Below are 15,325 nucleotides of genomic sequence, written 5' to 3' on the forward strand. Positions count from 1 at the left end.
AATTTATTTAGCATCTTTACGACTGTTTAATAAAGCACGTATGATTAACACGGTTGCCACTATATCCGTTACAATTTTTATGATTGTTAATACATTCGATTTCCTTTTCACAATAGCCACCTCGCTTGTTCAAAACATAAACAACTATTGCATTCACTTTTAAGTAATTATTTATATGATTTATCCCAATAAGCTCACCATTCAAATAAACACAATATTATAAAATAATTATACCTTTGGATATAGCAAAAAGCCACACTCTATAGCATGGCTTCTATCAATTATTTTAAAGTATTATATTTTAAAACTAGATCGATTTGTCTTTGTAATTTTTTCTTTTCATAGCTGTGTTGGAAATGAATTAAGTTAACAGCTCTTTGTGCTTTACGGTGTGTTGCAACAGTTCTTGTACGTTTGAACAAGTTTACAGCTTTTTGTGCGTCCACAACTTTTTTATTTACTTGTTTTTTAAAGTTTGTTTGATACTCGTTATATTTTTCAACCTTAGTTTGTGCATGAGATTCACCGGCAAACGTTGATACCGTTAAACTAATAGCAGCTATGCTTAAAATTGATTTCCCAATAAAATTCTTTTTCATAATTAATAACACCTATCCTCAAATATTTATTTTGTATATATTTATAATAATAGACAGATACAAAAAACTACATTAACTATTTATTAACTAAACATTAATATTTGTGTCACTACATTTCTGAATTTCAAGAATTTTGCTACTCCATATTTTAACCATCAAATTATTGATATAATTTATGACTTTAGAAATCCTTTTAAATATGTATACGATTCATGATTTTAACTAAAATTTCAAATTTCCTGACTTCTTGGAATCTTAATTTTATACTTTTTAATAATACACTTTTAACCAAATAATCAACATGATTCAACCATATAGGGTTATCAACAATCACATTCTCCAAAATTACAATTCTTTTCATAACATAAATGTGTTATTCATTCCAATTATCTTATAAAATTGTCAGAAATACTTTTAAACAAACATTCATGACACGACCTCCTAGTTAAATCAGTCTATAAACTAAAAAAAGCCATAGCTACTTCTATTTAAAAAGTAGTATGACTGATTGTTTCGTGATGTCGATTTTTGAAATTGATGGTGCCATGTAAAGTTTGATCATCAATAATAACTTCAGCATATGTTTCTTCCATTGAACTTCTAGATTGAGATATACTTCCAGGATTAATAACATGAACACCATTAATATACTCATATTTTGCCACATGTGTATGTCCATAAAATGCAAACAAACAACCTAATTCAAGTCCTTTTTCAGCTAATAAATCTCTTGTTCGATTGACTTGATATAAATGTCCATGAGTATAAAATGCTTTCACGTCATTATATTTTGCGACCGCTTCATTTTCAAATTCTGGGTAAAAATCACAATTGCCTTTTACTCTATTAAATAAGCTAAGTTCCGTATCATCATACGCGAATTCTGAATCTCCTAAATGTAAATATACATCTGCATCTGGGTGCATTTCATAAATTTGATATAAAACGCCTGATTCAGTATGGTTATCACTCACAATAATCCATTTAGACATTTTTTTCACCTTCAAGAAAAGCTTGAAGTAAATTAATCGCATTTCGTCTATGACTAATTTGCCCTTTTTGTTCTTTTGAAAGTTGAGCCATGGTTTTATCTAATTTCGGTACATAAAATATCGGATCATATCCGAAACCATTTTCGCCATATTTTCCATCTGCAATTTCACCTGAAACAGTACCTTTAAATACTTTTGTTTCCATATCAGGGCCACTCATACTTATGACACAAACAAATTGCGCACGACGATCAGTTGTATTACCAAGCTTATTTAATAATTTTTCAATATTTGCTTCATCGCTTTTATTTTCACCAGCATAACGTGCAGAGTATATACCTGGCTCACCATTTAATGCAAAAACTTCTAGTCCACTGTCATCAGCTATGACAGTTTTATTCAATGCTTTTGCAGCAGCTTCTGATTTTAATATAGCATTTTCTTCAAATGTTGATCCTGTTTCTTCCACATCAAAATCTGGTATTAGTTCTGAAATACCTATTACGTGGTAATCTGGAAATATTACTTTAAAGTCATTTATTTTCCCTTGATTATTCGATGCAATAACAATCTCTTTCATTAAAAATCCTCCTAGTCATTCACTGATATACGTTCCACATTGACAGATAAATTTAACCACTCTTTGATAATGTTAGTAATGTGAGTAGGATCACCTGTTGCAAAAAATCGATGATCTGGATGTTCAGTATAACTTGCATGTTCATTACTAAATGTTAGCAATGCACTAACTTCACGAGCCGTTTCTAATCCAGACGAAATCACTGTCTTTTTACCACCAAAATAATCATAGATAGGTTTATAGAGCAATGGATAGTGGGTACATCCTAAAATGACAGTATCAGACTCACTATTACGCCAACGTTTCAGTGTTTGATGAATGACAATGCTTGTAATTGTTGGATCACTATATCTCATTTGTTCTACAAGTGGCACAAAACCTGGACAGGCAACGCCATGTACCTCTACATGTGGATTGATACGTTTAATATGCGTACGATATGCTTCAGATTTAATTGTGCCTTCAGTTCCTAGTACTAATACATTTTGATTTCTAGTAGTCATTATTGCTGTTCTAGCACCTGGTTCAATTACACCAATCACTGGGATTGATAAGGTCTTTTGTAAATATTCTAAAGCTACAGCAGTTGCTGTATTACAAGCAATCACGAGCATTTTTATATCAAATTCCATTAATTTACGAGCGATTTCAACTGTATATTGTTTTACTTGTTCTCCTGGTCTTGGCCCATATGGACATCGTCCAATATCACCTAAGTAATAAATCGTCTCATTTGGCAACTGACGCATAATTTCTTTAGCTACTGTCAAACCTCCGACACCAGAGTCTATTACACCTATTGGTTTATTCATATTCGGTCATCCTTACTTTTAATTTAATTTTTAGTTTATCATAACTAAGCATTGGATTTTAGTATTATGCACTGTGTTTACCATTTTTGTCATTATAATATTTATTTTAAATCAGCCCACTATCATATTGTCATGTAATCTGCTTATTAAAAAAATCCCTTCCAAGTTATTGTGTATCTCCATTCAATTTAATTTTGAAAGGAACATAACATTTTAACTCAAAAGGGATTAATTTTTATTCTACTTCATGGTCTGAACCAAAGAATGATTTAAACATGTGGAATGTTGTTTCTCTGTTCATTGCTGCAATGGATGTTGTTAATGGAATACCTTTAGGGCAAGCATTAACACAGTTTTGTGAATTACCACACTGCTGTAAGCCACCAGTACCCATTAATGCATTTAAACGTTCATCTTTAGTCATAGATCCTGTTGGGTGCAAATTAAACAAACGAACTTGCGAGATTGCTTGTGCACCAACGAATTTATTATTTTCAGTAACATTAGGACAAACCTCTAAACATACACCACATGTCATACATTTAGATAATTCATAAGCTGTTTGACGTTTTTTCTCTGGCATACGTGGTCCCGGACCTAAATCATACGTTCCATCAATTGGGATCCATGCTTTCATACGTTTTAAGTTATCGAACATTCTAGAACGATCAACTTGTAAGTCACGGATAACTGGGAAAGTATTCATTGGCTCTAAACGAATAGGTTGTTCTAATTGATCAACAATCGCAGAACAAGATTGTCTTGCACGACCATTGATAACCATAGAACATGCTCCACATACTTCTTCTAAGCAGTTCATATCCCAGACAACAGGTGTTGTTTTTTCACCTTTAATATTAACTGGGTTACGTCTAATTTCCATTAAACAAGCAATGACGTTTAAATTTTCACGATATGGAATTTCAAATGTTTCTTCATAAGGCTTAGAATCACTTGTATCTTGTCGTTTAATAATTAATTTTACTGTTTTTTGTTTCGGTTTAGATTGTGTTTCATGTTGTGGAGTGTTTTTCACTGATTGTTCAGTCATTATTTTTTACCCCCTTTAGACTTACTTGTGTAATCACGTTTACGAGGTGGTATTAAACTCACATCGACGTCATCATAAGTAAACTGTGGTTTTTCAAATGCGCCTTGGAATGAGGCCATTGTCGTTTTTAACCACTCTTCATCATTACGCTCTGGGAATTCTGGTTTATAATGGGCACCGCGTGATTCGTTACGGTTATATGCACCAATCGTAATAACACGTGCAAGTACTAACATGTTCCATAGTTGACGGGTAAAGAATACCGCTTGGTTACTCCAAGTTTGAGTATCTTCCATATCAATATCTTCATAACGTTTCATCAATTCAACAATCTTTTTATCTGTTTCTAACAGTTTTTCATTTTCACGAACAACAGTTACATTTGCTGTCATAATTTCACCAAGTTCACGGTGTAATTTATAGGCATTTTCTGTACCGCGCATAGCTAATAATTTATCAAAACGTTCTTGCTCTTCAGCTTTACGTTTTTCAAAAATACTTTCGTCCATATCAGTATATGATCGATCAATATTTGAAATATAATCAATCGCGTTTGGACCTGCTACTGTACCACCATAAATCGCTGATAACAATGAATTGGCACCTAAGCGGTTACCACCATGTTGAGAGAAGTCACATTCTCCAGCTGCAAATAACCCTTTAATATTTGTCATTTGATCATAATCTACATATAGACCACCCATTGAATAGTGAACAGCTGGGAAAATCTTCATTGGTACTTTGCGTGGGTCATCACCAGTGAATTTTTCATAAATTTCAATGATACCACCTAGTTTTACATCTAACTCATGTGGATCTTTATGTGACAAATCAAGATATACCATGTTTTCGCCATTTATACCTAATTTTTGGTTAATACATACATCGAAAATTTCACGCGTTGCGATATCACGAGGTACTAAGTTACCATAATCAGGATATTTCTCTTCTAAGAAGTACCAAGGCTTACCATCTTTATATGTCCAAATTCGTCCACCTTCACCACGTGCTGATTCACTCATTAGTCGCAGTTTATCATCACCAGGGATTGCAGTAGGATGAATTTGAATGAACTCACCATTAGCATAAATAGCGCCTTGTTGGTAAACAATGGAAGCAGCTGATCCTGTATTAATCATTGAGTTTGTTGTTTTACCGAAAATAATACCAGGGCCACCCGTTGCCATAATAACTGCATCTGAACCAAATGTTTCAATCTCAGCAGTTGTCATATTTTGTGCAACGATACCTCTTGCACTATCATCGTCACCTTTAACTATGCCAAGAAATTCCCATCCTTCATACTTCGTAACTAATCCATCTACTTCATATGCACGAACTTGTTCATCCAATGCATATAATAATTGTTGTCCAGTTGTTGCCCCTGCATATGCTGTTCTGTGGTGTAATGTACCACCGAAACGTCTAAAATCTAATAGACCTTCATTTGTTCTATTGAACATTACACCCATACGGTCTAATAAATGAATAATTTTAGGTGCTGCCTCTGTCATCGCTTTAACAGGTGGTTGGTTTGCAAGGAAGTCGCCACCATACACTGTATCATCAAAGTGAATCCAAGGAGAATCGCCTTCCCCTTTAGTATTGACCGCACCATTAATGCCACCTTGGGCACAAACAGAGTGCGAACGCTTTACTGGTACAACTGAGAACAAATCTACATGTGCACCTTTTTCTGCCGCTTTAATTGTTGACATTAAGCCCGCTAGGCCACCTCCGACAACAATAAGATGTTTCTCTGCCATAAAAATTTCACTCCCCTAAATTTTCAATCTATATTTGTTAAATGCGATGTATTACATAAAGGCAATAATTGCAGTAACACCAATATACGAAATAACTAAAAATACGATTAATGAAACCCATGTAAATACTCGTTGTGATTTTGGAGATTGAAGTCCACCCCAAGTAACCAAGAATGACCATAAGCCATTTGCAAAGTGGAACACAACAGCAATAATACAAATAATATAAAATATTGCCCATCCAGGATGTTGCAATGTTTCGTGCATTAAATCGTAATTCACTTCTTTGCCGTAAAATGCTTTTTGTAAACGTGTTTGCCATAAATGGATACCAATAAAGATAAATGTTAAGATACCACTCACTCTTTGGAAGAAGAACATCCAGTTTCTAAAAATCGAGTAATGTCCAACATTTTCTTTTGCTGTAAATGCAATGTGTATACCAAACAAACCGTGATATAACAACGGAATGTATATAAATAAAAATTCTACAATAATTAGAAATGGTAATGATTCCATAAAGTTAGATGCCTTATTAAACGCTTCAGCACCTTGTGTTGCTTGGTGATTCACTAATAAATGAACGACCAAAAATGCACCTATTGGGATAATACCTAATAACGAGTGAATACGTCTTAGATAAAATTCATTTTTTGATTGAGCCAAAAGGAGTCCCCCCTGTGAACGAATATTTAATTTATTGAGCTATTTATATTAAACGTACGCTTAACCCCCTAAAGTGATATCGTTTCTAGCGTTGTCATTATCATTAAGCGAAACATTTTAAAGACAAATACACACTGTACGATCACCAAACTGCATGTCGAACAATGTAACATTTGGATTCGATATTTAAAATTGCTTGTGATGATAAACTTTCTCATTTAGAAAACGCTTCCACGTACATTCAAAAAAATAACTTTGTTAACCATATTGTAACATTATTTCATATATTTTGGGGCATGAGAATGATTCTCACGCCCAGTAATTTATTTATGCAATTGTTCATGTAGGTTCTTTGCGACGTTTTCAGGAATACCTATATTTTTAAAATCTTCAAGTGTAGCTTCCTTCATTTTCTTGATTGAACCGAATGAACGCAATAATAATGTTTTACGTTTGTTACCGATACCATCTATATCATCAAGTATTGATTTCAAGCCTGTCTTTTGACGTGTTTGTCTATGAAATGTGATTGCGAATCTGTGAACCTCATCTTGGATACGATGCAACAAATAAAATGCCTGGCTATTTTTCTTCAGTGGTACAATTTCTGCACTAGCGCCATATAATAATTCAGATGTTTGGTGTTTATCATTTTTCTGCAAACCTGCAACAGGGATATCAAGACCTAATTCGTTTTGTAGCACATCAATAACCCCGTTCATATGTCCTTTACCACCATCGACTATTATTAAATCAGGTAATGGTAATCCTTCGTTTAAAACGCGAGAATATCGTCGTCTTACTACTTCTCTCATTGATTTGTAATCATCTGGACCTTTAACCGTTTTGATTTTATACTTTCTATAATTTTTCTTATCTGGTTTACCGTCGACAAATGTAACCATTGCTGACACTGGATCCACACCTTGAATATTAGAATTATCGAATGCTTCAATTCTAATTGGTGTTTGAATTCCCATTTGTGTTCCAAGTTCTTCAATAGCTTTAATCGTTCTTGACTCATCACGTGATATTAATTCAAATTTATTATTTAAGGATACTTTAGCGTTATGTGCAGCTAGGTCAACCATATCTTTTTTGGGACCTCGCGCGGGTTGAACGATTTTAGTGTCCACAACAGATTGAATCATTTCTTTATCCAAATTACGTGGTACATGAACTTCCTTAGGTAAAATATGTTGGTTTAAGCTATAAAATTGTCCAATAAATGTATAAAATTCTTCTTCTTCTGTTTGCTGTAATGGAATCATCGTTGTATCTCGCTTTATCATATTACCTTGTCGTATAAAGAAAACTTGGATACACATCCATCCTTTATCAACACAATAACCAAAGACATCACGAATCGTTTTATCTGATGACATAATTTTTTGTTTGTTTGTCAGATTTTGAATATGTTGAATTAAATCTCTATATTCTTTAGCCCGTTCAAAATCAAGTGATTCACTTGCAGTTAACATTCGCTCTTCTAAACTTTTTAAAATTGTTTTGTCTTCCCCATTCAGAAAATCAGTAATTTCCTTCGTCATTTGTGCGTATTTACTCAAATCAACGTCATATACACATGGTCCTAAACATTGTCCAATATGGTAATAAAGACATAATTTATCTGGCATCTTATCACATTTGCGATATGGATATATTCTGTCTAATAACTTTTTAGTTTCTTGAGCAGAATATGCATTCGGATACGGTCCGAAATATTTGCCAGTACCTTGTTTTACAGTTCTCGTCACTAGTAGTCTAGGATATTTCTCCTTCGTAATTTTAATAAATGGATAACTTTTATCATCCTTTAATAATATATTATATCTTGGTTGATATTGTTTTATCAGATTCAATTCCAGTAAAAGTGACTCTGTTTCACTTGACGTGACAATAAACTCAAAACGACGTATTTCACCAACCAGTCTCGTTGTTTTAGCATCATGAGCACCCGTAAAATATGATCTCAATCGATTTCTTAGCTTTTTAGCTTTGCCAACATATATCACTTGATCATTACGATCTTTCATTAAATAGCAGCCTGGTTCCATAGGTACGACATTTAATTTATTTTTAATTCGTTGCTTATAGTCTTCCAAAAATATCCCCCCTTCTAATTTTAAAATGAATGATGCTACAAAAGTGCTTCAAATTTATCACCACTAATTCTAGCTCATAATCAACATCTTCGAGTATGACTTTTCATGCACATCATGTAATATTGAACATGGTTTTATCAAACCAACTGCTACAAATCTATCAGCATGCTAGATTATCATTTAACGTTCATAGATTTATTAATCCCACCATTCTCAAGTCGTAAACAATATGATGACTTATCATTCAACTTTTTATATTAAAAACACAAACAAAAACTGGAGCAATTCATTAAAGAAATGCCCCAGTCGTCATTGGTTATAACTTATAAATGTTTATCTAAAACTTCAGCTAAGTTTTCTTTTGGTTGGAAACCAACAACTTTATCAACTGGTTGACCGTCTTTAAAGACGATTAATGTTGGAATACTCATCACTTCATATTTAGCTGCAGTTGATGGATTTTCATCAACATCTAATTTTAAAATGTCAGCTTTACCTTCATAGTCAGCTGCTAATTCTTCTAATACCGGAGCGATCATTTTACATGGACCACACCATGTTGCCCAAAAATCTACTAGTTGTACACCAGATTCTACTTTTGAATCAAAATCTGCATCTGTTACTTTTACGATTGCCATAAATGCCAATCCTCCTTAATTATTATTATGATGTTCAAATTATATCAGATAACATGCTTCATGTATTTCTATTTGCTCAATTTTTATGCTTATTTCAAATAACATGTTTGAAATGTATTCTTGTTGCTTTACATTATTTTAACTGCAGCTATTTAATTTATCAAATTATAATTTATTTTAGTGTTGCAACGGTAACGCCAAATCCACCTTCGCTTGGCATACCACCTCTAAAGTCACTAACACTTTTATGCTTCTTCAAATGTTGTTGTACACCTTTTTGAAGTGCACCTGTACCTTTACCATGAATGATATAAACTTGTTCGTAATTACTTAAAACGGCTTGATCTAAATATTGATCTAGTTCAATTAAAGCATCCTCATAACGATAGCCTCGTAAGTCAAGTTCAGTTTTAATTGTTTGACGATTTTGACGTGTAACCATTTTCGTTGGCTTAACTTTTTCTTTTTGTTTTTTCTCTAAATCTTCAATAGGTAACTTCATTTTAATAATTCCCATTTGAACAATTGCTTCTTCATCATTGACAATTTCTAAAACTTCACCCTTTTGACCGTAAGATAATACTTTTACTTCATCACCAGCAACAATTTTATCGTATTTTTGCTTTTGTACATTTTGCTTTATAGATTTCGCTTCATAATGATCATCTAATCGTTTCTTCTTATCAATCAATTCATGTTCTTTAACATCTGCACCTTTTTGTTCACGCAATTGTCTTAAGTCTTTAATAATATCGTCAGCTTCTTTTGTTGCAGCTTTAATCTTCTGATTTGCTTTTTCTTTCGCTTCCTCTATTAGAGACTTTTCATAATTTTGGAATTGTTGATACTGCTTAGATAAATCATCATGCACTTGCTCCGCTTCTTTTACAAGACGGTCCAGTTCTAACCTCTGTGTCTCTACACGTTTATAATTACGCTCTAATGATTCAATCATTTCATTTATTTCTTTTTCATCAGTACCAATCATCGTCTTAGCCTTATTAATAATATTCAAACTAAGACCTAACTTTTTAGAAATGTCAAAAGCATTTGAACGACCCGGCACACCCATTAATAACTTATACGTTGGACTCAAAGTATCTACATCAAATTCTACACTCGCATTCATAACGCCTTCTCGATTATAACTATATGCTTTAAGTTCAGGATAGTGCGTCGTTGCCATTACTAGAGAACCAATTTTTCTAACATGATCTAAAATGCTCATTGCTAATGCAGCACCTTCACTTGGATCTGTACCTGCACCTAATTCATCAAATAAAACTAAACTATGTTTGTCTGCATGCTTTAAAATTTCAACTATATTCGTCATATGAGATGAAAAAGTTGATAATGATTGTTCTATTGATTGTTCATCTCCGATATCGCAATATACATTTTTAAATACACTTAACTGACTACCATCAAGTGTGGGAATCAACAATCCTGATTGAGCCATAACAATAATTAAACCTAATGTTTTTAATGTTACAGTTTTACCACCTGTATTCGGTCCTGTAATAATTACCGTTTCAATATCTTCCATAAATTCGATGGTATTAGCTACAACAGTCTCACGATTTAATAATGGATGGTATGCTTTAGGTAAATATACAGTACGTTCCTCTTTAAATATCGGCTTTGTTCCTTTAATACTTCTACTATATCTCGCTTTTGCGATTAAAAAATCTAACTGCCCCATGACTTGTTCTGCCACAAGTAGTGCATCTTTGTCCGCAGCCACATAACCAGTTAGTTGCGTTAAAATGCGTTCTTTTTCAATTGCTTCGTCATGACGTAATCGACTAATTTGATTATTCATTTCAACAACTGATGATGGCTCAATATACAATGTTTGTCCTGAAGCAGATTGATCATGTACAATCCCATTAAAATCTTGTCGATATTCAGCTTTGACAGGTATAACGTTTCTTTCATTCCTAACTGTTACAATAGCATCTGATAATTTTTTCTGATTTGCTTGGCTTTTAACAATACGGTCCAAATTTTGTCTAATACGTTGATTCGTGCTAGAAATTTTACTTCTAATCCCTTGCAATTCATAACTCGCATTATCATATAAATCATACGTATCGCATGTTTCATTTATTTGATGAAAAAGATCAGTTAACACAGGTAATTGATTCATCTTGTCATCTAATATTGGGTATTTAACACCTTCATCTTCTTCAACCAATTGATTATAAAATGTCTTAAATTGATTTTGTACTTGAATTAATCTTTTTATCAAGTTAAGCTCTGATACATTTAAAACGCCGCCAATATCAGCGCGATGAATGAATGCTGATACTTTAGATAAGCCACTCAAGCTTGGTAAACGATGCTTATTATAGATTTGAGCAATCTCATCCGTTTCTTCCATTTGAAAAACAACCGTTTCAAAATTAGTAGCTGGCATCATTTGATTGACCTTTTCCAAGCCTAAGTCACTAATAGTTTCATTGGCAACGAGTGATTTTATTTTTTCAAATTCTAAGACGTCTAATGTTTTTTGTCTCATAAAATCCCTCTATTTCTTAAGTTTTATATTATTTTCAATAAAGTCTTTAAAAGCTTCACGCGATAATGCGTTAATCACTCTATCTTTTGTTACAAATCCTTTTTGCGCAGTTGCTACGCCATAATTCATAAAATCTAAATGATTTGTATGATGCGCATCAGTGTTAATAGTTAATTTCACATTTGGATATTTACGAACGATTTCAGCGTTCAGATCCAGTCGATGTGGATTGGCATTAATTTCTAATACTGTATTCGTTTCTTCAGCTAATGCCATTAATTGTTCAATATTCGGTTTATAACCATCTCTTCTACCTATAATACGCCCTGTTGGATGCGCTATATGTCGCACGTATGGATTGCGACATGCATTAGCTAATCGTTCCATAATTTGTTCTTCTGATTGGTTAAAGCTTTGATGAATAGCTCCAATTACATAATCAAGTTGTGCTAAAATTTCATCATCATAATCCAGCGAGCCATCAGGTAATATATCCATTTCTGTACCTGAATAAATATCAATTTCACTATATTCTTTATCTAAAGCCTTAATTTCTTCGTTTTGTCTTAAAAGTCTTTCCACTTGTAAGCCATTAGCAACACGTAAACTTTGTGAATGATCAGTAATTACCATGAATTTATAACCTTTTGCGATATTTGCTTCTACCATGTCTCGAATAGAAAACGCACCATCACTATACGTTGTATGCATATGAATATCACCATTAATATCATCTATTGTAATGATATTACTTAGATCTTTATCAAATTCGCTACCATCTTCTCGCATAGCAGGTGGTATAAAATTCACATTAAAATGTTCATATATCTTGGCTTCACTATCATATTGAATTAATGTACCATCAGCTTGTTCAATTCCATATTCACTTACTTTTTCATCACGTGCTTTAGCAAGTTGTCGAATTCTTATATTATGTTCTTTTGACCCAGTAAAATGTTGCAATGTATGATAAAAAGCCCTTGGTTCAATTAATCGAAAATCGACACCAATCGTTTCATCATCATACGCTAATTCTAATGAAACTTTTGTGTTCCCCACTGCAACTTCTTTTACTTTATTGGGAATATTTAATAATTGCTGCTGCACTGCTTTTGGGTTATCGGTACTTATTATGAAATCTAAATCTTTGCTCATTTCTTTAAAACGACGGAAGCTTCCTGCAGATGAATATTGATCGATATAATTTAATGTATCTATATAATCAATGATTTCTTGATTAAGTCTTCTCATTTGATCAATTGGATATCTATCTTTCTTAGCACCAAGTTGTTTCACAGCTTCTAATATGTTTTGTTCCGTTTTCTTAGCAAATCCGCTTAATTCACTAACTTTTCCATTTTCACAAGCAACTTGAAGTGACGCTTTATTAACAATATTCAACTCTTTATATAGCTTAGCAATTTTCTTGCTTCCAAGTCCTTGAATTTTCAAAAGTGGAATAAGACCTTCCGGAACTCCTTCCTGTAATTGCTGTAAATACTGAGATTCACCGGTCTCACGGTAATCATTGATTACTTCTGCAACACCTTTACCAATGCCTTTTAACTCCGTTACATCAGATATTTCATCTAATGGTCGTTCATCTAATTCAAGACTTTGAGCTGCTTTTCGATACGCTGATATTTTAAAAGTATTTTCCCCTTTTAATTCCATATAAGTAGCAATTTGTTCTAATAGTTTGATAACATCTTTTTTTGTCATAATAACACTCCATAAAAAGAAGACCAGGACGTATCATTAATATATACCTTTGTCCTGACCTCTTATGATAATTTATAAATTAATGGTGAAAGCCGATAAATATGGGATGTGAAAAATCAATGAATGACTCACAATAGATATTTTAAGCTGATGTTGTAATGCTTCGTTAGGATATAATGCCAATAGATATAACGTAAAGTGTAAGACAATTATCGTCATAAACACACCAACTATCATTCCCATTGCACGACTGAAAATATGAATGTTTTGATACGCTATTATTTTATCAAAAGTTACGATAATTAGATATAAAATGAACTTACAAAACAATGTAATCATTAAAAAAGCTACAATCGCTTCAAATCGATTTTGTAGATGATTAAAATGAAACGCAAAAGTTGTATTAAATGCTGTTGTTTTAGGATATGGAATAAATACAATTAATCTTTCTACAATAGATTTGTAAAATTGACTGGCAATCCACAATGATACAATCGTTGCACTCAAATGTATCATAGATAACCAAAAACCTCGTCTGAATCCAACGATGACAAAATACACAAAGAAAATGATTATGATAAAATCAATGACCATTTATTGCTCACGCTGCTGCAATTTGTGAATTTGTTGTTTCAAACGTCGATTTTCTTCTTCTAGTAGTACTTTTTCATGCATAATATTCACAGCAGTTAGTATTGCTTTTCTTGAAGTATCTAAACCTGCTGCTTTATACCCTAATTCTTTTATTTTATCATCAACTAAATGTGCTACATATCGTATGTGCTCTGGGTTATCTTCCCCAACAATTGTAAAAAGCTGATCATTAATTGATACATTTACCTTGTTTTTAAACTGTGCCATTTATAATTTCTCCTGATCCTTTTTTTAAAATCTAAATTCACGTTATAAAATATGACTGGATAGTTTGTCTGAATTTGATACTAATATTGTTATATTGCAATTATGATAAAACAACAACACAATCTCTATAGATGACTTAATGTTCTTTTTATAATGAAATAATGTAAAGAATTTTCTATTCAATACTTTATCATGTTTAAATTGTGTCACTATAACATTTTCATAAACATTATACATGACCACTATGTATTTTGTAAGTATCCGCAATTAATTCTTTACAACATACATAAATGTTTCTGACGTTATTATCATTTATGATATGATTATTTTTGCTAATGATAATGAAATTATATGAAAGGATTTACACAAATGGCGAATATCGTTTTTAAATTGTCGGATAAAGACATAACGACATTAATGTCACGCATTACTTTTGATACTGAGAATTTACCTCAAGGTATGAAAGCACGTGCAAAGTATCAAAATACAACTGTAAATATTTACCAATCAGGTAAAGTCATGTTTCAAGGTAATCATGCAGAAGCTGTGTCTAAAGAACTTCTACCGCAGCATTCTCAATTGAATACTAATAAAACTAAAAAGAAAAATATGGCTAATTCTTCTCTTGAACAAACTTTAATGTATGATCAATTTAACTGTATTGGTAGTGATGAGGCTGGAAGTGGCGATTACTTTGGTCCTTTGACTGTGTGTGCTGCTTTTGTTACCAAAGAGCATGTTCCTATTTTAAAAACTTTGGGTGTAGATGATTCAAAAAAATTAACCGATACCAAAATTGTAGAACTTGCTGAGCAATTGGTTGCTTTCATCCCACATTCACTATTAACACTACACAATGATAAATATAATATTCAGCAAGCAAAAGGCTGGACTCAAGTAAAAATGAAAGCTGTTCTTCATAATGAAGCCATCAAAAATGTACTTGAAAAAATTGATTCGTCTCAATTAGACTATATCGTCATTGATCAGTTCGCAAAACGCGAAGTGTATA

Annotated in this window: 15 protein-coding genes and 1 pseudogene; 2 read left to right on the forward strand and 14 right to left on the reverse strand. The window is 32.6% G+C overall.

Translation table 11 applies throughout. From position 1 onward, the window contains the following. Positions 1-281 precede the first annotated feature (281 nt). The 9 genes from IDG60_RS11070 to uvrC all read right to left on the reverse strand — a co-directional run bounded on the left by IDG60_RS11070 (position 282) and on the right by uvrC (position 8,571). Positions 282-599 (reverse strand): fibrinogen-binding protein, encoded by a 318-nt coding sequence (locus IDG60_RS11070; RefSeq protein WP_000739212.1) that lies wholly within the window; start codon positions 597-599, stop codon positions 282-284. A gap of 193 nt (positions 600-792) precedes the next feature. Next, positions 793-960 carry a hypothetical protein gene (locus IDG60_RS11075; RefSeq protein WP_001791787.1) on the reverse strand — a complete coding sequence of 56 codons (168 nt, stop codon included), beginning with the start codon at positions 958-960 and terminating at the stop codon, positions 793-795. Between the two features lie 127 nt (positions 961-1,087). Continuing rightward, on the reverse strand, positions 1,088-1,591 hold the full coding sequence (locus IDG60_RS11080; protein WP_000049484.1) for a YfcE family phosphodiesterase: 504 nt from the start codon (positions 1,589-1,591) through the stop codon (positions 1,088-1,090). Beyond that, the gene (locus IDG60_RS11085; protein WP_000659319.1) at positions 1,584-2,171 is read right to left on the reverse strand and encodes an XTP/dITP diphosphatase; all 588 of its coding nucleotides are present in this window, start codon (positions 2,169-2,171) and stop codon (positions 1,584-1,586) included. The genes IDG60_RS11080 and IDG60_RS11085 overlap by 8 nt, the downstream gene beginning before the upstream one ends. 11 nt (positions 2,172-2,182) lie before the next feature. Next, entirely contained in the window at positions 2,183-2,983 is an 801-nt protein-coding gene (gene racE / locus IDG60_RS11090) for a glutamate racemase (RefSeq protein WP_001039659.1), read from the reverse strand. A 235-nt stretch (positions 2,984-3,218) separates the two neighbouring features. Further along, positions 3,219-4,034, reverse strand: coding sequence for a succinate dehydrogenase iron-sulfur subunit (sdhB, locus tag IDG60_RS11095; RefSeq protein WP_000139712.1), 816 nt, complete (start codon positions 4,032-4,034; stop codon positions 3,219-3,221). Continuing rightward, entirely contained in the window at positions 4,034-5,800 is a 1,767-nt protein-coding gene (gene sdhA, locus IDG60_RS11100) for a succinate dehydrogenase flavoprotein subunit (RefSeq protein ID WP_000818278.1), read from the reverse strand. Before sdhA ends, sdhB begins: the two co-directional genes overlap by 1 nt. 51 nt (positions 5,801-5,851) lie before the next feature. Further along, positions 5,852-6,466 (reverse strand): succinate dehydrogenase cytochrome b558 subunit, encoded by a 615-nt coding sequence (locus IDG60_RS11105; protein ID WP_000079317.1) that lies wholly within the window; start codon positions 6,464-6,466, stop codon positions 5,852-5,854. Positions 6,467-6,789: 323 nt separating this feature from the next. Then, the gene (gene uvrC, locus IDG60_RS11110; protein ID WP_000390524.1) at positions 6,790-8,571 is read right to left on the reverse strand and encodes an excinuclease ABC subunit UvrC; all 1,782 of its coding nucleotides are present in this window, start codon (positions 8,569-8,571) and stop codon (positions 6,790-6,792) included. A gap of 165 nt (positions 8,572-8,736) precedes the next feature. Here uvrC and IDG60_RS11115 point away from each other — a divergent pair, with 165 nt between their 5' ends. After that, positions 8,737-8,832, forward strand: coding sequence for a hypothetical protein (locus IDG60_RS11115; protein ID WP_001788625.1), 96 nt, complete (start codon positions 8,737-8,739; stop codon positions 8,830-8,832). 62 nt (positions 8,833-8,894) lie between these two features. Here IDG60_RS11115 and trxA read toward each other — a convergent pair whose 3' ends face one another. From trxA to zapA, 5 genes and pseudogenes are all read right to left on the reverse strand, one after another. After that, complete coding sequence (trxA, locus tag IDG60_RS11120) at positions 8,895-9,209, reverse strand: thioredoxin (protein WP_001018928.1); 315 nt, start codon at positions 9,207-9,209, stop codon at positions 8,895-8,897. Positions 9,210-9,381: 172 nt separating this feature from the next. Further along, positions 9,382-11,730 carry an endonuclease MutS2 gene (locus tag IDG60_RS11125; protein ID WP_001249272.1) on the reverse strand — a complete coding sequence of 783 codons (2,349 nt, stop codon included), beginning with the start codon at positions 11,728-11,730 and terminating at the stop codon, positions 9,382-9,384. Between the two features lie 9 nt (positions 11,731-11,739). Continuing rightward, positions 11,740-13,452 (reverse strand): DNA polymerase/3'-5' exonuclease PolX, encoded by a 1,713-nt coding sequence (gene polX, locus IDG60_RS11130; protein WP_206160697.1) that lies wholly within the window; start codon positions 13,450-13,452, stop codon positions 11,740-11,742. 72 nt (positions 13,453-13,524) lie between these two features. After that, a complete protein-coding gene (locus tag IDG60_RS11135; RefSeq protein WP_000234068.1) occupies positions 13,525-14,046 on the reverse strand; it encodes a CvpA family protein in 522 nt (173 codons plus the stop codon). A gap of 7 nt (positions 14,047-14,053) precedes the next feature. Further along, positions 14,054-14,313 (reverse strand): annotated as a pseudogene (gene zapA, locus IDG60_RS11140) (cell division protein ZapA). A gap of 369 nt (positions 14,314-14,682) precedes the next feature. Between zapA and IDG60_RS11145 the strand changes: the two are divergent. Further along, positions 14,683-15,325 (forward strand): ribonuclease HIII (locus tag IDG60_RS11145; protein WP_206160698.1); only part of this gene is annotated, 643 nt, incomplete at its 3' end.

The sequence above is a fragment of the Staphylococcus sp. EG-SA-2 genome, assembly GCF_017152085.1.

What these genes read in the sequence shown, in the direction of transcription:
- IDG60_RS11070 (WP_000739212.1), bottom strand. Translation starts at nt 599, where the DNA reads ATGAAAAAGAATTTTATTGGGAAATCAATTTTAAGCATAGCTGCTATT.
- IDG60_RS11075 (WP_001791787.1), bottom strand. Translation starts at nt 960, where the DNA reads ATGAAAAGAATTGTAATTTTGGAGAATGTGATTGTTGATAACCCTATA.
- IDG60_RS11080 (WP_000049484.1), bottom strand. Translation starts at nt 1,591, where the DNA reads ATGTCTAAATGGATTATTGTGAGTGATAACCATACTGAATCAGGCGTT.
- IDG60_RS11085 (WP_000659319.1), bottom strand. Translation starts at nt 2,171, where the DNA reads ATGAAAGAGATTGTTATTGCATCGAATAATCAAGGGAAAATAAATGAC.
- racE (WP_001039659.1), bottom strand. Translation starts at nt 2,983, where the DNA reads ATGAATAAACCAATAGGTGTAATAGACTCTGGTGTCGGAGGTTTGACA.
- sdhB (WP_000139712.1), bottom strand. Translation starts at nt 4,034, where the DNA reads ATGACTGAACAATCAGTGAAAAACACTCCACAACATGAAACACAATCT.
- sdhA (WP_000818278.1), bottom strand. Translation starts at nt 5,800, where the DNA reads ATGGCAGAGAAACATCTTATTGTTGTCGGAGGTGGCCTAGCGGGCTTA.
- IDG60_RS11115 (WP_001788625.1), top strand. Translation starts at nt 8,737, where the DNA reads ATGCTAGATTATCATTTAACGTTCATAGATTTATTAATCCCACCATTC.
- trxA (WP_001018928.1), bottom strand. Translation starts at nt 9,209, where the DNA reads ATGGCAATCGTAAAAGTAACAGATGCAGATTTTGATTCAAAAGTAGAA.
- IDG60_RS11125 (WP_001249272.1), bottom strand. Translation starts at nt 11,730, where the DNA reads ATGAGACAAAAAACATTAGACGTCTTAGAATTTGAAAAAATAAAATCA.
- polX (WP_206160697.1), bottom strand. Translation starts at nt 13,452, where the DNA reads ATGACAAAAAAAGATGTTATCAAACTATTAGAACAAATTGCTACTTAT.
- IDG60_RS11135 (WP_000234068.1), bottom strand. Translation starts at nt 14,046, where the DNA reads ATGGTCATTGATTTTATCATAATCATTTTCTTTGTGTATTTTGTCATC.